The 22231-nt window shown below is 72.1% G+C and carries 20 protein-coding genes; 5 read left to right on the forward strand and 15 right to left on the reverse strand.

Going from position 1 to position 22231, the window contains the following annotated elements:
- Nucleotides 1–124: 124 nt before the first annotated feature.
- The 3 genes from ACF06X_RS20120 to ACF06X_RS20130 all read right to left on the reverse strand — a co-directional run bounded on the left by ACF06X_RS20120 (nucleotide 125) and on the right by ACF06X_RS20130 (nucleotide 3238).
- Nucleotides 125–2221, reverse strand: coding sequence for a phosphocholine-specific phospholipase C (locus ACF06X_RS20120; RefSeq protein ID WP_392288614.1), 2097 nt, complete (start codon nucleotides 2219–2221; stop codon nucleotides 125–127).
- Between the two features lie 177 nt (nucleotides 2222–2398).
- A complete protein-coding gene (locus ACF06X_RS20125) occupies nucleotides 2399–2773 on the reverse strand; it encodes a DUF1304 domain-containing protein (RefSeq protein ID WP_392288615.1) in 375 nt (124 codons plus the stop codon).
- Nucleotides 2774–2824: 51 nt separating this feature from the next.
- Entirely contained in the window at nucleotides 2825–3238 is a 414-nt protein-coding gene (locus ACF06X_RS20130) for an ATP-binding protein (protein ID WP_392288616.1), read from the reverse strand.
- A 112-nt stretch (nucleotides 3239–3350) separates the two neighbouring features.
- On the opposite strand from ACF06X_RS20130, the gene ACF06X_RS20135 reads away from it, so the two are divergent.
- The 3 genes from ACF06X_RS20135 (at nucleotide 3351) to ACF06X_RS20145 (ending at nucleotide 4735) form a co-directional block, all read left to right on the forward strand.
- Complete coding sequence (locus tag ACF06X_RS20135) at nucleotides 3351–4178, forward strand: Scr1 family TA system antitoxin-like transcriptional regulator (RefSeq protein WP_392288617.1); 828 nt, start codon at nucleotides 3351–3353, stop codon at nucleotides 4176–4178.
- On the forward strand, nucleotides 4175–4417 hold the full coding sequence (locus ACF06X_RS20140) for a DUF397 domain-containing protein (protein WP_392288618.1): 243 nt from the start codon (nucleotides 4175–4177) through the stop codon (nucleotides 4415–4417). Before ACF06X_RS20135 ends, ACF06X_RS20140 begins: the two co-directional genes overlap by 4 nt.
- Nucleotides 4418–4480: 63 nt before the next feature.
- A complete protein-coding gene (locus ACF06X_RS20145) occupies nucleotides 4481–4735 on the forward strand; it encodes a hypothetical protein (protein ID WP_392288619.1) in 255 nt (84 codons plus the stop codon).
- Between the two features lie 341 nt (nucleotides 4736–5076).
- Here ACF06X_RS20145 and gatB read toward each other — a convergent pair whose 3' ends face one another.
- The 10 genes from gatB to ACF06X_RS20195 form a co-directional block, all read right to left on the reverse strand.
- Entirely contained in the window at nucleotides 5077–6588 is a 1512-nt protein-coding gene (gene gatB, locus ACF06X_RS20150) for an Asp-tRNA(Asn)/Glu-tRNA(Gln) amidotransferase subunit GatB (RefSeq protein ID WP_392288620.1), read from the reverse strand.
- Nucleotides 6589–6604: 16 nt separating this feature from the next.
- Entirely contained in the window at nucleotides 6605–6838 is a 234-nt protein-coding gene (locus ACF06X_RS20155; RefSeq protein WP_392289028.1) for a hypothetical protein, read from the reverse strand.
- 5 nt (nucleotides 6839–6843) lie between these two features.
- On the reverse strand, nucleotides 6844–8355 hold the full coding sequence (gatA, locus tag ACF06X_RS20160; protein ID WP_392288621.1) for an Asp-tRNA(Asn)/Glu-tRNA(Gln) amidotransferase subunit GatA: 1512 nt from the start codon (nucleotides 8353–8355) through the stop codon (nucleotides 6844–6846).
- A gap of 5 nt (nucleotides 8356–8360) precedes the next feature.
- Nucleotides 8361–8657 carry an Asp-tRNA(Asn)/Glu-tRNA(Gln) amidotransferase subunit GatC gene (gene gatC, locus ACF06X_RS20165; protein WP_007266718.1) on the reverse strand — a complete coding sequence of 99 codons (297 nt, stop codon included), beginning with the start codon at nucleotides 8655–8657 and terminating at the stop codon, nucleotides 8361–8363.
- 165 nt (nucleotides 8658–8822) lie between these two features.
- Entirely contained in the window at nucleotides 8823–10937 is a 2115-nt protein-coding gene (locus ACF06X_RS20170) for a putative bifunctional diguanylate cyclase/phosphodiesterase (protein ID WP_392288622.1), read from the reverse strand.
- Between the two features lie 246 nt (nucleotides 10938–11183).
- Nucleotides 11184–13364, reverse strand: coding sequence for an NAD-dependent DNA ligase LigA (gene ligA, locus ACF06X_RS20175; protein WP_392288623.1), 2181 nt, complete (start codon nucleotides 13362–13364; stop codon nucleotides 11184–11186).
- Between the two features lie 42 nt (nucleotides 13365–13406).
- Nucleotides 13407–14480: a methionine synthase gene (locus ACF06X_RS20180; RefSeq protein WP_392288624.1), complete on the reverse strand. Its 1074-nt coding sequence runs from the start codon at nucleotides 14478–14480 to the stop codon at nucleotides 13407–13409.
- Between the two features lie 54 nt (nucleotides 14481–14534).
- Entirely contained in the window at nucleotides 14535–16472 is a 1938-nt protein-coding gene (locus ACF06X_RS20185; RefSeq protein ID WP_392288625.1) for an MFS transporter, read from the reverse strand.
- A 141-nt stretch (nucleotides 16473–16613) separates the two neighbouring features.
- The gene (locus tag ACF06X_RS20190) at nucleotides 16614–17303 is read right to left on the reverse strand and encodes an SDR family oxidoreductase (RefSeq protein WP_392288626.1); all 690 of its coding nucleotides are present in this window, start codon (nucleotides 17301–17303) and stop codon (nucleotides 16614–16616) included.
- 16 nt (nucleotides 17304–17319) lie between these two features.
- A complete protein-coding gene (locus ACF06X_RS20195; protein ID WP_392288627.1) occupies nucleotides 17320–17883 on the reverse strand; it encodes a TIGR00730 family Rossman fold protein in 564 nt (187 codons plus the stop codon).
- A 113-nt stretch (nucleotides 17884–17996) separates the two neighbouring features.
- Between ACF06X_RS20195 and ACF06X_RS20200 the strand changes: the two genes are divergently transcribed.
- Entirely contained in the window at nucleotides 17997–18860 is an 864-nt protein-coding gene (locus tag ACF06X_RS20200) for an alpha/beta fold hydrolase (RefSeq protein ID WP_392288628.1), read from the forward strand.
- A 45-nt stretch (nucleotides 18861–18905) separates the two neighbouring features.
- Here ACF06X_RS20200 and mnmA read toward each other — a convergent pair whose 3' ends face one another.
- Nucleotides 18906–20018 (reverse strand): tRNA 2-thiouridine(34) synthase MnmA, encoded by a 1113-nt coding sequence (gene mnmA, locus ACF06X_RS20205; protein ID WP_392288629.1) that lies wholly within the window; start codon nucleotides 20016–20018, stop codon nucleotides 18906–18908.
- Between the two features lie 95 nt (nucleotides 20019–20113).
- Here mnmA and ACF06X_RS20210 point away from each other — a divergent pair, with 95 nt between their 5' ends.
- Nucleotides 20114–20818 carry an N-acetylmuramoyl-L-alanine amidase gene (locus ACF06X_RS20210; protein ID WP_392288630.1) on the forward strand — a complete coding sequence of 235 codons (705 nt, stop codon included), beginning with the start codon at nucleotides 20114–20116 and terminating at the stop codon, nucleotides 20816–20818.
- Here ACF06X_RS20210 and ACF06X_RS20215 read toward each other — a convergent pair.
- Entirely contained in the window at nucleotides 20811–21974 is a 1164-nt protein-coding gene (locus tag ACF06X_RS20215) for a cysteine desulfurase family protein (RefSeq protein ID WP_392288631.1), read from the reverse strand. The two genes, ACF06X_RS20210 and ACF06X_RS20215, sit on opposite strands and share 8 nt — an antisense overlap.
- Between the last annotated feature and the right edge of the window lie 257 nt (nucleotides 21975–22231).

Consider the following 22231-nt stretch of genomic DNA (forward strand, 5'->3'; position numbering starts at 1 on the left):
ACCTATATGCGGCCACTGTCGCAGCCTTAAGAGATCATTTGCCCGTTTCGTGGCGTTACTCACAGTGGTGCGTCACGGTGGTGCGTCGCAGTGGTGCGTCGCAGTGGTGCGTCGTGGGGCCGTCTCAGCCGGAGACGCTCGGGCGGCCGTTCTCGATGTGACCCATGAGACGTCGGCGGAAGCCGCCGGGCGCCGTCACCTCGATGTCGTACCAGCCCTGCGCGTCGGAGGCCGAGTGGACCACGGTACGGCTCCTGCCCGGCTTCACGGTGACGGTACGGGTCCAGTCGCCGAGGTCCTCGGGGTCCACGTATCCGAGCGGCCGGACGGTGAAGGCGAGCGGCGCCGAAGAGGTGTTGCGGAGCGTGAGGTGCAGGTCACGGTCGTGGTGGTCGATGCGCGAGGTGACCTCGGCGCCGCCCGTGGCGGGGCCCTCGAACTCGCGGCGGAAGCCGTTGGGGCCGGTGATCGTGAAGCGGTAATGATCACGCGTAAGGGGGACCGCCCATTGCGCCGTGCCCCTGACGTCCCGGTGCTGGGGAAGGGCGTACTCGCCCGCGTACGGATAGAGGGTGAAGTGCGCGCTCGCCCGGCCGCTGTTGCTGAGCGCGACGGTGATCTCGCTCGCCCCCTCGGCGATCCGCGCGGAGGCGTCCGGCTGGTACGGCAGGGGCCGGGCGGGGCGGCTGCCGGGCTCCTGGACCGGCATCCGCTGCACGAGCGGCGGCTGCGGCCGCCAGCGCCCGCTGAAGGGCGGGATCGGTCCCGGCTGCTCCACCTCGGGCTGCCGGTGGGCGCGCCGGAAGTCGAAGGCGGAGGTCAGGTCGCCGGTGACGGCCCGCCGCCACGGGGTGATGTTGGGCTCCTCGATGCCGGTGAGCCGCTCCAGGAAGCGGATCACCGAGGTGTGGTCGAAGGTCTCGGAACAGACGTAGCCGCCGACCGACCAGGGGGAGACGACGAGCAGGGGTACGCGGATGCCGAGGCCGGTGGGCAGGCCCTTCCAGCGCTCGTCCGCGTTGTCCGAGGGCGGCACGGGCGGCGGCACGTGGTCGAAGAAGCCGTCGTTCTCGTCGTAGTTGATCAGGAGGACGGTGTGGCGCCAGACGTCGGGGTGGGAGCCGAGGGCGTCGAGCACCTTGTAGAGGAGGGTGGCGGAGGCGATCGGCGAGGAGGAGCCGGGGTGCTCGGAGTCGATCGCGGACGGCACGAGGTAGGAGACCTCGGGCAGCGTGCCGGCGGCGACGTCGGCGCGGAAGGCGTCCGCGAGCTTCCCGGTCTCGACGCGGCGCAGGCCGCGCTCGAAGAGCGAGCGCTCGGCGTCGGTGAGGGCGGCCACCCCGTCCTCGAGGGCGGCGAGCAGCCTGGCCCGCTCGGCGGCGTCCTGCGTGTCGCGGACGGCGGCGTAGAAGGACTCCATGAAGGTGTGCCCGCCGGTGCCGGCGAGGGCCTTGCGGGCGATCTTCTTGAAGGTGGTGAAGAACTCGATGTTGTTGTCGGTGAAGTTCTCCCACTCGGTGTACGTCTTCCAGCTCCGCCCGGCCGCTTCGAGACGCTCGGCGTAGGTGGGCCAGGGGTAGCCGGGGTGGGTGCCCTCGGCGTACGCGGCGTTGGTGACGGCCCGGCTGCCGTCGGCCTCGAAACCGGTCCAGCCGGACCAGAGGTGGTTGCGGTTCGGGCTGGTGGAGGTGTGGATGGACGAGTGGTAGGCGTCGCAGACGGTGAAGGTGTCGGCGAGTTCGTACTGGAGGGGGATGTCCTGCCGGTCGTAGTACGCCATCGTCGCCGCGGTCTTGGCCGAGACCCAGCCGTCCATCCAGCCGTCGCGCCAGGCCTTGCCGCCGCCGCTCCAGGAGTGGTCGAGATCGCCGATGTACTGGAGGTCCTTCTTCTGGGTCTCGGCGGCGCCCCGGATCGGGAACGGCAGCACGGTCCGGCCGAGCGCGGCGGGCTGTTCGAACACCGGCTTGCCGGAGGGGAGTTCAATGGCATTGCGGTCGCCGAATCCGCGGACGCCGCGCAGGGTGCCGAAGTAGTGGTCGAAGGATCGGTTCTCCTGCATCAGGATCACGACGTGCCTGACCGCCGACATCCCGCCGGGCGGAGGCCCCGCGGCCATCGCGGCCTGCAACGACGGCGGAAGCAGCGAGCCGGCCGCGGCGGCGCCGAGGGCGCCTCCGCCCAGTGCGAAGAGCCTTCTGCGGGACATCTCGGGTGACAAGACCGACCTCCAGTCGACGGCCAATGGTTCGCCTTCGAGCCATTGGGTGGTTCGACCGGGACGGTAGTGAGGGCGGATGACGGCGAGAAGACCCGGTGACGTCCCCGTGATGAACGTCCAAGAGGCCGGTCGGTAAGTCCAAGCGATTTCAGGCCAAGGGAGCCGGGCCGGCGAGATTCAGGTCAGCTCGACGAGGAGGATGACGGCGCCGGGGACCGCCTGGCCCAGCGCGCCACCCCAGAGCTTCCGGTCGGAGACGAAGAGCGTGATCCCGCCGGCGACCATGAAGGCGGCGAGGTAGAGGACCAGCGTCCGGCCGACGGTCTCGTGGCCCAGGCGCAGGGCGACAAAACCCGCGATCATGCCGAGCGCCAGGAAGAGGTTGTAGAAGCCGACGTTGAACCGCCACAGGCGGACCTCGGGCGCGTCGGCGGTGCTGCCGGTGAGGAGGACCCGGACCTGGGGCCGCGCGTAGAGGAAGCTCTCCAGCGGCCAGACGAGGAGATGGATCGCCGCGGCGATCAGCGCGAAGACCTGGCTGACGACATTCATGTCTCATGCTCGGCCCGGTGCCGGAGGCGCGGGAAGGGCGACTCCCCGGGTTCACCCGTACGCCGCAGGGCGCGTGAACTCGCACCAGACGATCTTGCCGGGGTCCCGCTCGCCCACACCCCAGCGGTCGGCGAGGGCGTCGACCAGGAGGAGGCCGCGGCCCGACTCGCCGGTGGGTTCGCGGAGGGCGGGGGTGCCGTCACCGCTGTCGTGGAGTTCGACGCGGAGGACGTGGGCCGGGCCCGGGCGCTCCAGGTAGAGGTGGAGGCGGTAGCCGCGGCCGGGTGGGACGCCGTGGAGAAGGGCGTTGGTGGCGAGCTCGCTCACGCACAGGAGTACGTCGTCCGCACGGGTGTCCATGCCCCATTCGGCGAGGACCTTACGCGTGAAGTCCCGGGCCAGCGGCACGGATCGGCGCTCGCGCCGGTAAAAGGCCTGGTGGAACAGCGGGAGTTGGTCGGTCATGGGGCCACCGTGGCGTCCCGCGCCCCACGCGCCCCAGAGGGGGAAGCCGTACAAATTCTTTGTACGGGAGGGAAATGCGTCGGGTACGCGAGCGGCGGGGAAGGCAGTGCCCATGCAGCCAGGGAAGAAACCTCGCAAGAAAGTCCCCTCGTGGGAAGTCGTCGGCGCCCTCGTCGGCCTCTACCGGAAGAACGCCGGCATGACGCAGCCGCACCTCGCGTCGCTCGTGTGCATCGGGCTCGAGACGCTGGGGTCGATCGAGCAGGGGCGCAGACCCTTGCGGATCAAGCTCGCCGCGGAGCTGGACGAAATCCTGGACACGAAGGGGGCGTTGACGGCGGCGGTGGCGAAGGTGCCGCAGCGGGAGCGGTATCCGGAGTTCGTGCAGGACTTCGTCGAGGAGGAGGCGAAGGCTCTCAGCTTGTGCTCGTACCAGAACCAGGTCGTTCCCGGGCTGCTCCAGACGCCCGAGTACGCTCGCGCCGTCTTTGACTGCCTCTACCCGCCCATCACCGAACAGGAGGCCGAGGAGCGGCTCCTCGCCCGGATCGATCGGCAGCAGGTCTTCGAGCAGAAGCCCTGGCCGCCCATGATGTCCTTCCTCCTGAACGAGTCCGTCCTGGAGCAGCCGATCGGTGGCTCGGAGGTACTGCTGGGGCAGATCCGGCATCTGCGGCAGGTGGCCGAACTTCCCTTCCTCGCCCTCCAGATTCTCCCGAAGGACCTCACGAGGCACGCGGGGCTCAACGGGCCCATGGTGCTGGTCGAGACACCTGAGCACACCCACCTCGCCTACATCGAAGGGCAGCGGGTCAGCTTCCTCATCGAAGACCCTGACGAGGTCGGGATCCTCCAGCGGAAGTATGGAATGCTGCGATCACAGGCCCTGACGCCGGAGGAAACCAAGGGCCTGCTGGATCGTATGGCAGGAGAGACATGAGCTCAGCAGATCTTTCGTGGTTCAAGTCCAGCTACAGCGGCGACGAGGGCGGCGATTGTCTCGAAGTCGCTTACGACTGGCACAAGTCCAGCTACAGCGGCGACGAAGGCGGCAACTGCGTCGAAGTCGCCGCCCACCCCGCCGCCGTCCACGTCCGCGACTCCAAGCTCGCCGACAGCCCCGTCTTCACCGTCTCCCCCGCCGCCTGGGCGGAGTTCGTCGCGGAGGCGACGTGTTAGAGGAGTACCTCGCCGCCGCAGGCGGCGGGGCCGTGGTCGCCGCCATGGCGACGGGACGGGGTGGTGCGGCTGTTCCGGGGACACGCGGACGTCGAAGGGCGGCTTGAGGAGGACGCCGCCCTCGTCGAGGGCGCCGAGGACCAGGACGGGGTGCGCCAGGCACTCCTGCCCGCCTGGAGGGTACGGCTCGGTGCGCTGCCGGCCGAGCACCCCGAGTACGCGGACGAACTGCGCCGGCTGATCGCGGCCGCGCCCCGGACGCACTCTGTGTTCGGCGACGGTTCGCCCGTCCATCTGCTCCAGAACCGGCGCCCGTAGCCGACGCGGTGGCTGCGGGAGTTACCGAGCCGGATGCTCAACTCCCGTTTCGAGGTCGTGCCGTGCACCGGGCGGGAGGCGGAGCTCGACGAGCTGCCCGCCTGGCGTGACCAGGGGCCCCGGCTCGCCGTAACTGTTCCGCGCGGTGATTCGACGGCAACCTCGGCCGTTTCCTCGCCCTCGCGGAACGGTCGGCCTCCGCCGATCCGCCCGCGTACCGGACGCTCCTCGGGCAGCTGCGCGAGACCAGGGACGTCTGCCTCGCTCGGGTACGCGAAGGGCGGCGCCCCGAGCCGTAAGACCCGGGGCGCCGCCCTCGTACCCGTACACGATCCGGAGGATCAGCCTTCGCTGACGCCCAGCTTCTCCAGGATCAGGTCCTTCACGCGCGCCGCGTCCGCCTGGCCGCGGGTGGCCTTCATGACCGCGCCGACCAGGGCGCCGACCGCCGCGACCTTGCCGCCGCGGATCTTGTCGGCGATGGCCGCGTTGCCCGCGATGGCCTCGTCGACGGCCGTGCCGAGCGCGCCCTCGTCGGAGACGACCTTCAGGCCGCGCTTCTCGACGACCTCGTCCGGACCGCCCTCGCCCGCGAGGACGCCCTCGATGACCTGGCGGGCCAGCTTGTCGTTTAGGTCGCCGGAGGCGACGAGCTGCGAGACCCGGGCCACCTGGGCCGGGGTGATGGCGAGCTCGTCGAGGGAGACGCCGGCCTCGTTGGCGGAACGGGCCAGTTCGCCCATCCACCACTTGCGGGCCTGGTCCGCCGGAGCGCCCGCGTCCGTGGTCGCGACGATCAGGTCGACCGCGCCCGCGTTGAGGATCGACTGCATGTCGTGCTCGGAGACGCCCCACTCCTCACGGAGCCGGTTGCGGCGCACGCGCGGCAGCTCGGGCAGGCCGGCACGCAGCTCCTCGACCCACTCGCGGGTCGGTGCGACGGGGACGAGGTCGGGCTCCGGGAAGTACCGGTAGTCCTCGGCGTTGTCCTTGATCCGGCCGGGCGTGGTGGTGCCGTCGTCCTCGTGGAAGTGACGGGTCTCCTGCACGATCGTGCCGCCCGACTGGAGGACGGCCGCGTGGCGCTGGATCTCGAAGCGGGCGGCGCGCTCGACGCTCCGCAGCGAGTTGACGTTCTTCGTCTCGCTGCGCGTGCCGAAGACGGTGGTGCCGTGCGGGCGCAGCGACAGGTTCACGTCGCAGCGCATCTGGCCCTTGTCCATCCGCGCCTCGGAGACGCCCAGGGCGCGGATCAGCTCGCGCAGCTCGGCGACGTACGCCTTGGCGACCTCGGGGGCACGCTCGCCCGCGCCCTCGATGGGCTTGGTGACGATCTCGATGAGCGGGATGCCGGCCCGGTTGTAGTCGAGCAGCGAGTGCGAGGCGCCGTGGATACGGCCGGTCGCGCCGCCGATGTGCGTCGACTTGCCGGTGTCCTCCTCCATGTGGGCGCGCTCGATCTCCACGCGGAAGACCTCGCCGTCCTCGAGCTGGACGTCCAGGTAGCCGTTGAAGGCGATCGGCTCGTCGTACTGCGAGGTCTGGAAGTTCTTCGGCATGTCCGGATAGAAGTAGTTCTTCCGGGCGAAGCGGCACCACTCGGCGATCTCGCAGTTCAGCGCGAGACCGATCTTGATCGCGGACTCGACGCCGATCGCGTTGACGACCGGGAGCGAGCCGGGCAGGCCGAGACAGGTGGGGCAGGTCTGCGAGTTGGCGTCCGCGCCCAGCTCGGTGGAGCAGCCGCAGAACATCTTCGTCTTCGTGCCCAGTTCGACATGGACCTCCAGGCCCATGACGGGGTCGTACGCAGCGAGGGCCGCGTCGTACGACAGCAGTTCGGTGACAGTCACGGTGAGACTTTCCCTCTCAGCCCAGCAGGACGTCGTCGTCGCCCAGGCGCTTCAGCTCCCGGTAGAGGATCGCCAGGCCGGTAACGATGGCGGCGGCGGACACGGCGGCGTCGATCAGCCGCAGGGTGTCGCCGTCGCTGCGGGCCAGCTTGGCCTGCTTGGCGACGCTGACGGCACCGAACGCGGTGGTGGCCAGCGACACGTACACGCCGGTCTTCGACTTCTTGAAGTTCTTGGCCTTCTTTGCCATGGCACTCACAGCGACGGAGCCTCCTCGAGCAGCGGGTGGCCCCACTTTTCCACGAAGGCGGCCTCGACGGCGGCCCCGACCTTGTAGAGCCGGTCGTCCTTCATGGCGGGGGCGATGATCTGCAGTCCGACCGGCAGACCGTCCTCCGGCGCGAGGCCGCAGGGCAGCGACATGGCGGCGTTGCCGGCCAGGTTGGTCGGGATGGTGCACAGGTCCGCGAGGTACATCGCCATCGGGTCGTCGGCGCGCTCGCCGATCGGGAAGGCGGTGGTGGGGGTCGTCGGGGAGACGATCACGTCCACCTGCTCGAAGGCCCGCTCGAACTCGCGGGTGATGAGCGTGCGGACCTTCTGGGCCGAGCCGTAGTACGCGTCGTAGTAGCCGGAGCTCAGCGCGTACGTGCCGAGGATGATGCGGCGCTTGACCTCGTCGCCGAAGCCGGCTTCGCGGGTGAGCGCGGTGACCTCCTCGGCGGACTTCGTGCCGTCGTCGCCGACCCGCAGGCCGTAGCGCATGGCGTCGAAGCGGGCCAGGTTGGAGGAGCACTCGGACGGCGCGATCAGGTAGTACGCCGAGAGGGCGAGGTCGAAGGTCGGGCAGTCCAGCTCGACGATCTCGGCGCCCAGCGACTTCAGCAGCTCGACGGACTCGTCGAAGCGCTGCACGACGCCGGCCTGGTAGCCCTCGCCGCGGAACTGCTTGACGACACCGACGCGCATGCCGGCGACGGAGCCGTTGCGGGCCGCCTCGACGACCGGCGGGACCGGGGCGTCGATGGAGGTCGAGTCCAGCGGGTCGTGCCCGGCGATGGCCTCGTGCAGGAGGGCCGCGTCCAGGACCGTACGGGCGCAGGGGCCGCCCTGGTCGAGGGAGGAGGAGAAGGCGACCATGCCGTAGCGGGAGACCCCGCCGTAGGTCGGCTTGACGCCGACGGTGCCGGTGACGGCGGCGGGCTGGCGGATCGAGCCGCCGGTGTCCGTGCCGATGGCGAGCGGGGCCTCGTAGGAGGCGAGGGCGGCGGAGGAGCCGCCGCCGGAGCCGCCGGGGATGCGGGTCAGGTCCCAGGGGTTGCCCGTGGGGCCGTAGGCGCTGTTCTCGGTGGAGGACCCCATGGCGAACTCGTCCATGTTGGTCTTGCCGAGGATGACGACGTCGGCGGCCTTCAGCTTCTTGACCACGGTCGCGTCGTACGGCGGGAGCCAGCCCTCGAGGATCTTGGAGCCGACGGTCGTCGGGACGCCGAGGGTGGTGAAGATGTCCTTGAGCGCGAGCGGGACGCCGGCCAGCGGGCCGAGCTTCTCGCCCCTGGCGCGCTTCTCGTCCACGGCGCGGGCCTGGGCGAGGGCGCCCTCGCGGTCGACGTGCAGGAAGGCGTGGACCTTCTCGTCGACGGCGTCGATGCGGGCGAGGTGGGCCTCGGTGACCTCGACGGCGGTGAGCTCGCCGGAGGCGATCTTCCCGGCGATCTCGGCGGCCGTGAGCTTGATGATGTTGGTCTCGATGGTGCTGTCCGTCATGGTGATTAGTCCTCCCCCAGGATCTGCGGCACCTTGAAACGCTGCTGCTCCTGGGCCGGGGCGCCGGAGAGCGCCTGCTCGGGGGTGAGCGACGGACGGACCTCGTCCGCGCGCATGACGTTGGTCAGCGGCAGCGGGTGGGAGGTCGGCGGTACGTCTTGGTCGGCGACCTCGGAGACGCGGGCGACCGCGCCGATGATGTCGTCGAGCTGACCGGCGAAGTGATCGAGCTCTTCGCTTTTCAGCTCCAGACGCGCCAGCCGTGCGAGGTGGGCGACCTCCTCGCGCGTGATGCCAGGCATGCGTTCCTCACGGGATGAGTTTGACGGTGTTGGACCCAATCCTATGGGGCCCGCCCCGATCCTCGTGAAACGCTTTGCCCCGGGACGGCCGGGCGACGGCCGCCCCGGGGGCGCGCGGGGGGTGCGGCGGGGGTGGCGGAGGCCCGGCGAGGCGGCCGCCGGGGGCTACTGGACCACCTGGCTGGAGGGCTGGTCGAGGTTGACGAGGGCCGCCTCCTCCGAGGGGCGGCGCCAGCCGTGCTCGCCGCGGGCGAGCAGCCAGGCCGTGGCCTCGGCCGGCGGCATCGCGGCGGCGACGAGCCAGCCCTGGACCGCGTCGCAGCCGAGGTCGCGCAGGCGCTCCCAGGTCTCGTCGTCCTCGACGCCCTCCGCGACGACGAGCAGGCCGAGCGAGTGCGCGAGGTCGAGCGTGCACCGCACGATCTCGGCGTCCTCGGCGTCGACGGCGAGCCGGGCGACGAAGGAGCGGTCGATCTTGAGCTCGCTCACCGGGAGCCGCCGCAGGTGGACCAGGGAGGAGTAGCCGGTGCCGAAGTCGTCCAGGGACATCTTCACGCCGTGCCCGGTCAGGCCGGCCATGGTGTCGGCGGCCCGCTGCGGGTCCTCCAGGAGCACGTGCTCCGTTATCTCCAGCTGCAGGGCGCCGGCGGGGACCCCGTGCCGGGCGAGGCGGGCGGCCACCGCGCCGGCGAAGCCGGGGGTGTGGACGTCGCGCGGGGAGACGTTGACCGCGACAGGAACGTTCAACCCCTGCGAGCGCCACGTGGCCACCTGCGCGAGCGCCGTCTCCAGGACGTACTCGGTGAGGTGCGGCATCAGGCCGGAGGACTCGGCGATCGCGATGAACTCGTCCGGAGGGACCCGGCCGCGCTCCGGATGGACCCAGCGCACCAGGGCCTCCAGCCCCGCGACCTGGCCGTCGAAGCGGACCTTGGGCTGGTAGTGCAGCTCGACCTCGCCCGCGTCCAGCGCCCGGCGCAGGTCGCCGAGGAGGCCGAGCCGGTCGGGGGTGTTGGAGTCGCGCTTGGATTCGTACACCTCGACGCCCGTACGGTCCCGCTTGGCCTGGTACATCGCCACGTCGGCCCGGCGCAGCAGCCCTTCGGCGTCGAGGGCGTGGTCGGGGAAGACGGCGACGCCGGCGCTCGCCTCCAGGACGAGGGTGAGCCCGTCGAGGTCGAGCGGCGAGGAGAGCTCCGCGACGAGGTGGCGGGCGACCCGCTGGGCGCTGGTCGTGGAGTCGGTGGTCGGCAGCAGGACGGCGAACTCGTCGCCGCCGAGCCGTACGGCCTCCGCCCCGCGCGGCACGGCGAGCTTGAGCCGCTCGGCGATCTGGAGCAGCAGCCGGTCTCCGGCGAGGTGGCCGAGCGTGTCGTTGACCGAGCGGAACCGGTCGAGGTCGATCAGGACGAGGGCGGAGCGCGCGCCCTCCCCCTCGGCCTCCTCAAGGGCCGACCAGGCGCGCTGCAGGAGCCACTGCCGGTTCGGCAGGCCGGTGAGCAGGTCCTTGAGCTGCTCCTCGGCGCGGGCGCGGGCGATCCAGAGGGTGGAGTCGAGGGCGATGAGGGGGACGGCGAAGAGCGGCAGCAGGACCGGCTGGGAGACGGCGACGACGCAGATGAGCGGCGCGATGCCGAGCAGGGCGACGGCGACGAGGCCCTGCCGGAGGAGGGCGGTGCGGGCGACGCTCGGCAGTCCGTCGGCGCGGGGCGCCAGGGCGTACCACAGCAGGAGCCGGGTCACCATGAGATAGGCGGCCGCGGCGAGCGCCACTTCCGGTACGTCGGCGATCCCCCAGTCGGGGGGCCGCCAGGGCTGCTCCACGGTCGGTACGTCGCCGAACACGGCGAGGACCAGGGCGGCCGCGCCGATGCCGAGGACGTCCACGGCGCCGTGCAGCAGGCCCTGGCGCCAGCGGTGGCGGCGGGCCGCGCCGACGAGCACGACGACGGCCATGGAGACGAGGCCGGCGGGGACCCAGCCGTAGAGCAGCAGGACGGCGAGGGTGAGGGCGGCGCCGGAGCCGGTGCCGCCCCACCAGCGGTCGCGGCCGAGCGCGACCAGGTGTCCGACGATGAGCCCGGTCAGCACGGCGAGGGACCACCCGGCGACGCCGCCGGGGAAGAGGCCGTGGCCGGTGCTCAGGGCGCGGTACAGCCCGGTGGCGAGGACGACGCCGGCGACGCCGACGACGGCTCCGGGCAGCCCGGTGGTCATCTCCACGAAGGCCGCGCGGCCGGGCGGCCGTGGGACCGGGGCGGCGCTCTCGGTCGGTTTCATTCCGTCCCTCTCACAGCCGGCGGTGCCGTCGCAACGCGATGGGCCGTTGTCAAGCCGCCACGACCGGCGGAGCCCAACGCGGTCGTGCGCGACAGACGCACGTCACAACAGTAGGCCGAGGAGAGCTCCGACGGGCAGCGCTCTCCTTGTCTTGCCCGAATGCGACCTGGCCACCCGTAACGATCTGGTATGCGCCGAACGGGTGGCGTTCCTGGGGCGGTCGGGGCCGGTGGGGCCTGCGAGTTTCTATCCGGCGGCCGGGACCGCCGCCTCCCGCGCGGCGTCCGGACCCCGTTCGAGCAGCACGGTGAAGCCTTCCTCGTCGAGAACCGGAACCTTCAGTTGCATCGCCTTGTCGTACTTGGATCCCGGATTGTCACCGACGACCACGAAGTCGGTCTTCTTCGAAACGGAACCGGTCACCTTCGCTCCGAGGCTCTGGAGCGACTCTTTTGCGCCATCCCTGGTGAAGTGCTGCAGGGTGCCGGTCACCACGACCGTCAGCCCCTCCAGCGGACGCGGACCCTGCTCCTCGCCGGCGCCCTCCTCCTCCAGACGGACGCCCGCCGCCCGCCACTTGCGCACGATCTCGCGGTGCCACTCCTCCGCGAACCACTGCTTCACCGCTGTCGCGATGATCCCGCCGACACCGTCGACGGCCGCCAGCTCCTCCTCGCTCGCCTGTTCGATCCGCTCCAGGGAGCGGAACTCACGGGCCAGCGCCTGGGCCGCCACCGGTCCCACATGACGGATCGACAGGCCGTTGATGAACCGGGCCAGCGGGCGGGTCTTGGCCTCCTCGATGTTCTTCAGCATCGCCAGGGCGTTCTTCTTCGGCTCGCCCTTCTGGTTGGCGAAGACCCGGACGATCTTCTCCTCGCCGGTCTTCGGGTCCCGCTTGGGCAGTCCGCTGTCCGGGTCCAGGACGTACGCCTTGATGGGCAGCAGCTGCTCGATGGTGAGGTCGAACAGATCGCCCTCGTCGACCAGCGGCGGCTCGGCCGGCTCCAGCGGGCGGGTCAGCGCCGCCGCGGCCACCGCACCGAAGTTCTCGATGTCCAGGCTCTCGCGGCCGGCCAGATAGAAGAGACGTTCACGCAACTGCGCCGGGCACGTCCGCGCGTTGGGACAGCGCAGATCGATGTCGCCCTCCTTCATGGCGCGCAGCGGCGTCCCGCACTCGGGGCACTCGGACGGCATCACGAACTCCCGCTCGGTGCCGTCCCGCAGGTCGACGACCGGACCGAGGATCTCCGGGATGACGTCACCGGCCTTGCGCAGCACGACCGTGTCCCCGATCAGGACGCCCTTGGCCTTCACCACCTCCTGGTTGTGGAGGGTGGCGAACTCGACCTCGGAGCCCGCGACCGTGACCGGCTCCACCTGGGCGTACGGCGTGACACGACCGGTCCGGCCGACACCGACCTTGATGTCGATCAGCTTGGTGTTGACCTCCTCCGGCGCGTACTTCCAGGCGATCGCCCAGCGCGGGGCGCGGGCGGTGGAGCCGAGCCTGCCCTGGAGCGGGATCTCGTCCAGCTTGACGACGACGCCGTCGATCTCGTGCTCCACGGAGTGGCGGAGCTCACCGAAGTACGCGATGAACTGCCGTACCTCGTCGAGGGAGTCGACCACCTTGTTGTGCCGGGCGGTCGGCAGCCCCCACTCGCGCAGCAGTCCGTACGCCTCCGAGAGACGGGAGATGTCGAAGCCCTCGCGGGCGCCGATGCCGTGGACCACCATGTGCAGCGGCCGGCCGGCCGTGACCTTGGGGTCCTTCTGGCGCAGCGAACCGGCCGCCGCGTTGCGCGGGTTGGCGAACGGCTTGTCGCCGGCCTCCACCAGGCGGGCGTTGAGACCCTCGAAGGCCTCCATGGGGAAGTACACCTCGCCGCGGATCTCGACGAGATCCGGGATCCGGTCGCCGCGCAGCCGGTCCGGGACGTCCGCGATCGTGCGGACGTTGGGCGTGATGTCCTCGCCCGTGCGGCCGTCGCCGCGGGTCGCGGCCCGGGTCAGCCGGCCGTGCTCGTACGTCAGGTTCACGGCGAGGCCGTCGACCTTCAGCTCGCACAGGAAGTGGTGGTCGGGCGTGCCGACGTCCCGGGCGACCCGCTCGGCCCAGGCGGCCAGTTCGGCGTCGTCGAAGGCGTTGTCGAGCGAGAGCATGCGCTCGCGGTGCTCGACGGAGGTGAACTCCGTCTCGTACTGGCCCGCGACCTTCTGGGTCGGCGAGTCGGGCGTGCGCAGCTCCGGATACTCCTCCTCCAGCGCCTCCAGGTCGCGCAGGAGCCGGTCGAACTCGGCGTCGCTGATGACCGGCTGGTCCTTCACGTAGTACCGGAAGCGGTGCTCCTCGATCCGCTCGGCCAGGTCGGCGTGCTTCTCCCGTGCCTCGGCGGGCGGGGCCCCCTGTTCGACTGCCACCGTTCTCGTCCTCCCGTTACTACAGACCAACACGTCGACCCGTCACTCAGGGTTGTCCGCGAGTGACCGAGCCGCCCGGGCGCAGTGGGCGAGCGCCGCGCGGGCGTACGCCGGCGAAGCGCCCGCGAGCCCGCACGTCGGGGTGACCACGACGGACTCGGCGAGAGTCCCCGGATTCAGCCCCAGCCTGCGCCACAGCGTCCTGACACCCATGACGCTACCGCCCGGGTCGGACAATGGTGCGTCGGTGGAGGGCACCACGCCCGCGAGGAGCTTGGTGCCCGCCTCCACGGCCTCGCCGATCGTCTCCTCGTCACGTTCGGTGAGCAGCGAGAAGTCGAACGAGACACCGGCGACCCCGGCCCTGCGCAGCAGGGCGAAGGGGACGTCGGGGGCGCAGGAGTGCACGATCGCCGGGCCGTCGTGGACCGCGATCACCTCGCGCAGGGCGCTCTCGACGACCTGCCGGTCGACGGCGCGGTGAGTGCGGTAGCCGCTGGCGGTACGGACGTGTCCGCGCAGGACGGCGGTCAGGGAGGGTTCGTCGAGCTGGAGGACGATCCGGGCGCCCGGAATCCGCTTCCGAAGGTCGGCGAGGTGGTCGCGCAGCCCCTCGGCGAGCGAGCCGGCCAGGTCCCGGCGGGCGCCCGGGTCGCCAAGGGCCGCCTCGCCGCCGCGCAGTTCCAGGCCGGCGGCGAGCGTCCAGGGGCCCACGACCTGGACCTTCAGCGCTCCCTCGTAGCCCTGGGTGAACTCCTCCAGGGCGTCGAGGTCCTCGCCGAGCCAGGACCGGGCGCGCCGGGTGTCCCGGCCCGGCCGGTCACTGATCCGCCAGCCGCTCGGCTCCACGTGCGCGTACATCTCGACGAGCATCCCGAGGGTGCGCCCGATCATGTCGGCGCCGGGTCCGCGGGCCGGGAGCTCGGGGAGGAAGGGGAAGTCCTCGAAGGAGCCGGTGGCGGCCCTGGCGGCCTCCCGGGCGTCACCACCGGGCAGGGAGCCGACGCCGGTGGCGCCTCCCCAGGTGAAGGGCGTGTTCCCGGTGCTCGTCCCGTCGGCGTGGTCGGTGTGGTCCGTGCGGGTCTCGCGGTTCTTCTCGTGGTTCGTCTCGCTCACGCGGGAAGCGTACGCGGGAAAGGTACGCGGGCATGGGGGGCACCGCCCCGAGACCTAGAGGTGGAGATACCCCATGGCCGCGAGGAGGGCGACGACGCCGACGGTGGCCAGGGCCGTCACGAGGAAGTACGGGACGGGGGCCCGGGAGGGGATGCCGGACGGCGGAGCGAGTGCGCCGGCCGTCCCGGTCCGCCACCACACGAAGGCCACCAGCAGGACGCCGGCGGCGGGAGGCAGGATGAGCGCCTGGCCCGTGAAGTGCGGAACGGCCCCACTGATGCCGACGACCCCGGCGGCGCCGAACAGCACGCCGAGCCCGTCGAAGGGGGCGCCGATACGGCCCGGCCGGTCGTGCACCTGGGTCGCCGCTCCGATCGCGGCGACGACGGCGAGGAGGACCACGGCGAGCAGGCAGTCGCGCCAGGCCGCCAGGTCCCAGGGAGTCAGGAAGATCGCCAACATGCCGAGTGCCGGACCGCTGCCCGCGACGGCGACGTGGATCCCGAAAGCCTTGCGGCGTTCGTGCGGGTCGGGGAAGGAGACGGGCACGAGGGCCGCCGCGGACGACGAGACCAGCGCGGCGAAGGCACCCTGCAGGGCGCGGGCCACGGTCAACGTGCCGGAGGAGGGCGCCAGGCCACCGACCGCGGCGGCCACCGCGAAGCCGGCCAGTCCGATCAGCAGTGTTCTCTTGCGCCCGAGGAGGTCGGTGATGCGGGAGCCGAACAACAGCAGCCCCGCGAAGGCCAGCGCATGGACGGCGGGCAGCACATCCAGGTAGACGGTGGACGTCAGCTTCAAGCCGTCGACCGGCATCCCCAAGTCCTGGGAGGCACCGCGCTGCTCCAGAGCGATGTTGGAGAACACCGCGTCGAACAACACGACGAACTGGGCCAGAGCGAGCGCCGCCAGGCCCCACCAGCGCCTGGGGTTCGGGGGCCCACCGAAGGCGGGCGCGGCGCCGGAGTGGGCGGGGGCCGTCGGGGTGTACGCGGGCGGCGGGGGCAACGGCGCGGCGGGCCGGACGCGAGGGTCCGGCCGCGCGGCAGGTGCGTCGGCGGGGGCGGCGGGAGCGGGAGCAGGAGCCGCGGGGGCGTAGTCCAGCAGCTGGGCGGCGCGGCGGCCGAGTTGGGCCAGGACCGTCCCCGGCAGCCATTCACCGGCGTCGTCGGTCGCCGTGCGCGCGGCCACCTCCTGGGGGGTGGGCCGCTTGGCCGGGTCCTTGTGCAGACACGCGCGTACGAGATCGACGAGAGAATCCGGTACGCCCGTCAGGTCCGCCTCCTCCTCGGCGATGCGGAAGAGGTGGGCGTTCAGGCCGGTCTCCGTGGCACCGAACAGGAGGCGTCCGGTGGCGGCGTAGACGAGGAGCGCCCCCAGGCAGAACACGTCGGACGCCGGGGTGAGTTCGAGGCCGCGCACCTGCTCCGGCGACATGAAACCGGGCGAGCCGATCAGCATGCCGGTGCGGGTGTGCAGGCTGTCCCCGGCCAGGCTGTCCATCGCCCGCGCGATGCCGAAGTCGATGACACGGGGACCGTCCACGGTGACCAGGACGTTCGACGGCTTGAGGTCACGGTGGATGAGGCCCGCCTCGTGCACGGCCCCCAGGGCGAGGGCCAGGCGGTTGGCGAGGGTACGGACCGACCGCTCGGGCAGCGGCCCGAAGTCCTCGGCCACGACGGTGGTCAGGTCGGGCCCCGGGATGTACTGGGTCGCCACCCACGGCACGGCGGCCTCGGTGTCCGCGTCCAGGACATCGGCCGTCCAGGCCCCACCCACCCGCCGGGCCGCGGCCACCTCGCGGGCGAACCGCCTGCGGAACTCGGGGTGCTGGGCGTGCTCCGCCTGGACGACCTTCACGGCGACCGTACGTCCCAGGTCGGAGCGGCCCAGGTAGACCAGGCCCATCCCGCCCGCGCCGAGGCGGGCGATCAGGCGGTACGGGCCGATGCGTGCGGGGTCCTCCCCCGTCAGTTCGTCGTGACCCATGCGGTGATCCCCCCGGATAGCTGCGGAGACCCCAAGGTAGAACAACTGTCCAAGGTTCTGGCATGGATTGACACATCCGCCCGCCGCCCGGTCGGCCGGGTCGACGGTCCTACGGGGCGACGTCCTGCGGGGCGATACGCCTTACCGCCCCGGCCGCACCGTCAGGTCGTTGACCTCCGCGTCGCGCGGGAGGTCGAGGGCCATGAGGATCGTCGTGGCGACCGACTCGGGGTCGATCCACCGCGAGGCGTCGTACTCCTTGCCCTCCTGCTGGTGGACCTTCACCTGCATCGGACTTGCGGTGCGGCCGGGGTAGACCGAGGTGACCCGGACCCCGTTGCCGTGCTCCTCGTGGCGCAGGGAGTCGGCGAGCGCCTTCAGTCCGTGCTTGGAGGCGGCGTACGCGCTCCACTCGGCGTGGGCGTTGAGGCCGGCGCCCGAGTTGACGAAGACGACGTGCCCCTGGGAGACGCGCAGCTGCGGCAGGAAGTGCCGGGTCAGCTCGGCGGGCGCGATGAGGTTGACGTTCAGCTGGTGGCGCCAGGTCTTCGGGGTGAGCTCGCCGACCGGCCCGAGGTCGACGACGCCCGCGATGTGCAGGAGGGAGTCGACCTGCTCGGGCATGTTCTGGTGCGAGAACGCCCAGGACAGCCGGTCGGGGTCGGCGAGGTCCCCGACGAGCGTCCGGGAGCCGGGGAACTCGGCCGCCAGCTCCTTGGCACGTCCGGCGTCGCGCGCGTGGAGGACGAGTTCGTCCCCGCGCGCGTGAAGGCGGCGGGCGACGGCGGCACCGATGCCGGAACCCGCCCCGGTGATCACATGAGTAGCCATGGGAGCCATGCTCCCATCACACGATGCCTGCCCCCGCGGCGGCAGCCGCTGATGTCACAGCCTCCAGGTAGGCGAGGGCGGACACGCCGTCCTCCGCGAAGAAGACCAGGTCGGTGAGGGGCAGCGGCAGGAAGCCCTCCGCCTCCATCCGCCGGAACTGGGTCTTCAGACCGTCGTAGAAGCCGGCCGAGTTCAGCAGGACGACGGGCTTGGTGTGCTTGCCGTGCTTCCTCAGCTCCAGGACCTCGGTGGCCTCGTCGAGGGTGCCCGTGCCGCCGACCATGATCACGATCGCGTCGGACTTGGCGAGGAGCAGCGCCTTCCGCTCGGCGAGGTCCCCCGCGAAGATCATCTCGTCCGCGTCCGGGCGGGCCTTGGCGGCGAGGAAGTCGACGGAGACGCCGACGAGCCGGCCGCCCGCCTCCTGGACGCCGTCGGCGACGACCTTCATCAGGCCGACGTCCGAGCCGCCCCAGACCAGCGTGTGGCCGGCCTTGCCGAGGAGCTCGGCGAACTCGCGGGCCGGACGGGTGTAGCGCTCGTCGAGGTCGGCGGCGGAGAGGAAGACGCAGATGTTCATGGGCCCCACCGTAAAGGGGTCCGCGTCACGGGCGACGGCGGCGCCGTCCAAGATCTTCTGGAAAACACCGCCGTGCGCCGATGAGTTCCGGGCGCGGTCCCGGTCTTCCGTGCATGGACGAGGTGAGCAGCACGTTGAGCAGGGTCCGCGGGCGGGTCGTGTCGGGGGACGGCACGCGGATCGCGTACGAGCGGCGGGGTGAGGGGCCGCCGCTGATCCTGGTGAGCGGGGCCCTGTGCACCGCCGAGTCCGACCGGCCGCTGGCCGAACTCCTCGCCCCGCACTTCTCGGTGGTGACCTACGACCGGCGGGGGCGGGGCGGGAGCGGCGACACCAGGCCGGGGCGGCCGTACGCGGTGGAGCGGGAGATCGACGACCTGGCGGCGCTGCTCGACGTGGCGGGGGGCCGAGCGGGGGTGCACGGCACGTCGTCGGGCGGGGCACTCGCGCTGGCCGCGGCGGAGGCGGGGCTGCCGGTCGGGCAGCTGTCCGTCTACGAGCCGCCGTTCTCGGCCGAGGCCGGGGGCGGGGGCGGGGGCGGGGCGCGGGAGACGCACGCGGCGCACGGGCGCCGGCTGGCCGGACTGCTCGAGAGGGGGGAGCGGGGGGCGGCCCTGGAGCTGTTCCGGGAGCTGTTCCCGGAGCTGTTCCCGGCGGACGCGGTGCCGCCCGGGGCGCCGGCCGGGTCGCTGGGTTCGACGGCGTGGCCGGCGCTGGAGGCGGTGGCGCACACCCTCGCCCACGACCACGCGGTCCTGGGCGACGGCACGGTGCCGGTGGAGCGGCTCGCGCGGGTGCACGCGCGCGTGCTGGTGGTCGACGGCGGCGCGAGCCCGGCGCCGACGCGCCGCGCGGCACGGCTCGTCGCGACGTCCCTGCCGCGTGGCCGGCACCGCACACTGACGGGCCAGACACACGCGGTGGCGCCGCAGGTCCTGGCACCGGTCCTGGACGATTTCCACACACCGGAGCCCTGAGCCCCTGAGTGTGCGGCCGCCGGCCCGTCAGGCGGCTCGTACGGCTCAGACCGATGTGGCCGTGCGGCGGACCGTCGTCGCGATGGTCGCCGAGCCCACCACGCGTGTGCCGTCGTACAGGACGATCGCCTGGCCCGGGGCGACGCCACGGACCGGCTCGTCGAAGGACACCTTCAGTTCGCCGGCCTCCAGGGAGGCCGTCACCGCGGTCTCGCCGCCGTGGGCGCGGAGCTGGGCGGTGTAGCGGCCCGAGCCCTCGGGGGCCGTCCCGCACCAGCGGGGCTTGATCGCGGTCAGGGCGGTGACGTCCAGCGCCTCCACCGGGCCGACCGTCACCGTGTTGTTCACCGGCGAGATGTCCAGGACGTAGCGCGGCTTGCCGTCCGGCGCCGGGTGGCCGATCCGCAGGCCCTTGCGCTGGCCGATGGTGAAGCCGTACGCGCCCTCGTGGGTGCCCACCGTCGTACCGGACTCGTCGACGATGTCGCCCTCGGCGCGGCCGAGGCGCGAGGCCAGGAAGCCCTGGGTGTCGCCGTCCGCGATGAAGCAGATGTCGTGGCTGTCGGGCTTCTTCGCCACCGCGAGGCCCCGCCGCTCCGCCTCCGCCCGGATCTCGTCCTTGGTGGTGAGGGTGTCGCCCAGCGGGAACATCGCGTGGGCGAGCTGCCTCTCGTCCAGGACACCGAGGACGTACGACTGGTCCTTGGCCATGTCGGAGGCGCGGTGCAGCTCGCGCGTGCCGTCTTCGTTCAGGACGACCGTGGCGTAGTGACCGGTGCAGACCGCGTCGAAGCCGAGCGCCAGCGCCTTGTCGAGCAGCGCCGCGAACTTGATCTTCTCGTTGCAGCGCAGACAGGGGTTGGGGGTGCGGCCCGCTTCGTACTCCGCGACGAAGTCGTCGACGACGTCCTCGCGGAACCGCTCGGCGAGGTCCCACACGTAGAAGGGGATGCCGATGACATCCGCCGCGCGGCGGGCGTCGCGAGAGTCCTCGATCGTGCAGCAGCCGCGCGCGCCGGTACGGAAGGACTGCGGGTTCGCGGAGAGCGCGAGGTGCACCCCGGTGACGTCGTGCCCGGCTTCGGCGGCGCGGGCGGCGGCGACGGCGGAGTCCACGCCGCCCGACATGGCGGCAAGGACACGGAGAGTCTTAGTCATAGCCCCACCAGGGTACGGGGCCGCGGGAACGCCGTGCGAACGCCGTGGGGAACGCCGTGGGAACCAAGACCGCGCGTGGATGCGTTCTGGCAGACATGGGGAGCGAGAAGAAGCGGGGGGTGGGGCGGCGGGCCGTCCTGCTCGGCGGTGGCGCGGCCGTCCTGGGTACGGCGGTGCTGGCCCAGGACGAGCTGAGACGCGCCTGGTGGCGGCTGCCGGGCACGGAGAAGGAGAGGGTCGAGGGTGAGCTCGACCACAAGGGCGCCGACTGGAGCGCCGCGGCCCGCGCGAACTGGCGGCGGGCCGACCGGCCGGACGACTTCACGATCGACCGGGTCGTGATCCATGTCGTCCAGGGCAGCTACGCGACCGCGCTGAAGGTCTTCCGGAACCCGGGGCACGGGGCGGCCACGCACTACGTCGTCCGCAAGGACGGTCATGTGGCGCAGATGATCCGTGAGCTCGACGTGGCGTTCCACGCCGGGAACCGGGACATGAACGAGCGGAGCGTCGGCATCGAGCACGAGGGCTTCGTCGACCGGCCGCAGGACTTCACGGCGGCGATGTACGAAGGGTCCGCGCGGCTGACCGCCGGGATATGCGCGCGGTACGGCATTCCCCTCGACCGGGAGCACATCATCGGGCACGTGGAGGTCGAGGGCACGGACCACACCGACCCGGGTCCGCACTGGGACTGGCCGCGCTACATGAAGCTGGTGCGGGAGGCGTCCGCGAAGGCGGCGGAGGCGGAGGCGGCCGAGGTGGCGAAGGCCGCGGAGGTGGCCGCAGGGCTCAGGTGAGGCCGGCGGTCCTGGCGCGTTCGACGGCCGGACCGATCGCGCCGGCGAGCGCGGCCACGTCCTCCTTCGTGGAGGTGTGGCCGAGGGTGAAGCGCAGGGTGCCGCGGGCGAGCTCCGGCGCGGTGCCGGTGGCGAGCACGACGTGGCTGGGCTGGGCGACACCGGCCGTGCAGGCGGAGCCGGTGGAGCACTCGATGCCCTGGGCGTCGAGCAGCAGGAGGAGGGAGTCGCCCTCGCAGCCGGGGAAGGAGAAGTGGGCGTTGGCGGGGAGCCGGTCGACCGGGTCCCCGCCGAGGATCGCGTCGGGGACAGCGGCGCGGACGGCCGTGACCAGGTCGTCGCGGAGCGCGCCGATGTCGCGGGCGAACTCCGCGCGCCGCTCGGCGGCGAGCTGTCCGGCGACGGCGAAGGCGGCGACGGCCGGTACGTCGAGGGTGCCGGAGCGGACATGGCGCTCCTGGCCCCCGCCGTGCAGGACGGGTACGGGGCTGTACTCGCGGCCGAGGAGCAGCGCGCCGATGCCGTACGGGCCGCCGATCTTGTGGCCGGAGACGGTCATGGCGGCGAGCCCGGAGGCGGCGAAGTCGACGGGGACCTGACCGAAGGCCTGGACGGCGTCGGCGTGCAGGGGGATGTCGAACTCCTGGGCCACCTCGGCCAGTTCGCGGACCGGCATGACGGTGCCGATCTCGTTGTTGGCCCACATGACGGTGGCGAGCGCGACGGTTTCGGGCTCGCGGGCGATGGCCTCGCGCAGGGCGTCGGGGTGGACGCGGCCGTACCGGTCGACGGGGAGGTACTCGACGGTGGCGCCCTCGTGGGTGGCGAGCCAGTCGACGGCGTCGAGGACCGCGTGGTGCTCGACAGGGCTGGCCAGGACCCGGGTGCGGGCGGGGTCGGCGTCGCGGCGGGCCCAGTAGAGGCCCTTGACGGCGAGGTTGTCGGCCTCGGTGCCGCCGGAGGTGAAGACGACCTCGCTGGGCCGACCCCCCAGGGCGGCGGCGAGGGTCTCCCGCGCCTCCTCGACGGCCCTTCGCGCGCGGCGCCCGGCGGCGTGCAGGGAGGAGGCGTTGCCCGTGACGGCGAGCTGGGCGGTCATCGCCTCGATCGCCTCGGGGAGCATGGGCGTGGTCGCGGCGTGGTCGAGGTAAACCATGGTGACTTGATTCTACGAGCCCCGAGCGACCCCGCGTCCGCCACGCCCGCCCGCTGCGGCGGGGGCGGCCGCCGGGAGCCCGGGCGGATCGCCCTCGCCACCGCCGTCCACGCCGGCCGCCCGGCACTGCCCACCCGGCCCGCCGGACCCGGACGGGAGTCCGGCCACGTCGGCGCCGGCCACAACGGCGGGATCCCGTGCGGCCGCAGGCCGCGCGCCCGGCGCCCCGGCGCCGTACGCCGTCCCGACCGGACCCG

This window comes from Streptomyces sp. NPDC015346, from assembly GCF_043078785.1.
Taxonomy (GTDB): Bacteria; Actinomycetota; Actinomycetes; order Streptomycetales; family Streptomycetaceae; genus Streptomyces.

Bases quoted from the DNA above. Each gene is read 5' to 3' on its own strand.
- ACF06X_RS20170 (WP_392288622.1), bottom strand. From the start codon at position 10,937: ATGAAACCGACCGAGAGCGCCGCCCCGGTCCCACGGCCGCCCGGCCGC.
- ACF06X_RS20190 (WP_392288626.1), bottom strand. From the start codon at position 17,303: ATGGCTACTCATGTGATCACCGGGGCGGGTTCCGGCATCGGTGCCGCC.
- ACF06X_RS20140 (WP_392288618.1), top strand. From the start codon at position 4,175: ATGAGCTCAGCAGATCTTTCGTGGTTCAAGTCCAGCTACAGCGGCGAC.
- ACF06X_RS20195 (WP_392288627.1), bottom strand. From the start codon at position 17,883: ATGAACATCTGCGTCTTCCTCTCCGCCGCCGACCTCGACGAGCGCTAC.
- ACF06X_RS20200 (WP_392288628.1), top strand. From the start codon at position 17,997: ATGGACGAGGTGAGCAGCACGTTGAGCAGGGTCCGCGGGCGGGTCGTG.
- gatA (WP_392288621.1), bottom strand. From the start codon at position 8,355: ATGACGGACAGCACCATCGAGACCAACATCATCAAGCTCACGGCCGCC.
- ACF06X_RS20125 (WP_392288615.1), bottom strand. From the start codon at position 2,773: ATGAATGTCGTCAGCCAGGTCTTCGCGCTGATCGCCGCGGCGATCCAT.
- ACF06X_RS20135 (WP_392288617.1), top strand. From the start codon at position 3,351: ATGCAGCCAGGGAAGAAACCTCGCAAGAAAGTCCCCTCGTGGGAAGTC.
- mnmA (WP_392288629.1), bottom strand. From the start codon at position 20,018: ATGACTAAGACTCTCCGTGTCCTTGCCGCCATGTCGGGCGGCGTGGAC.
- ACF06X_RS20210 (WP_392288630.1), top strand. From the start codon at position 20,114: ATGGGGAGCGAGAAGAAGCGGGGGGTGGGGCGGCGGGCCGTCCTGCTC.
- ACF06X_RS20130 (WP_392288616.1), bottom strand. From the start codon at position 3,238: ATGACCGACCAACTCCCGCTGTTCCACCAGGCCTTTTACCGGCGCGAG.
- ACF06X_RS20215 (WP_392288631.1), bottom strand. From the start codon at position 21,974: ATGGTTTACCTCGACCACGCCGCGACCACGCCCATGCTCCCCGAGGCG.
- ACF06X_RS20185 (WP_392288625.1), bottom strand. From the start codon at position 16,472: ATGGGTCACGACGAACTGACGGGGGAGGACCCCGCACGCATCGGCCCG.
- ACF06X_RS20155 (WP_392289028.1), bottom strand. From the start codon at position 6,838: ATGGCAAAGAAGGCCAAGAACTTCAAGAAGTCGAAGACCGGCGTGTAC.
- gatC (WP_007266718.1), bottom strand. From the start codon at position 8,657: ATGCCTGGCATCACGCGCGAGGAGGTCGCCCACCTCGCACGGCTGGCG.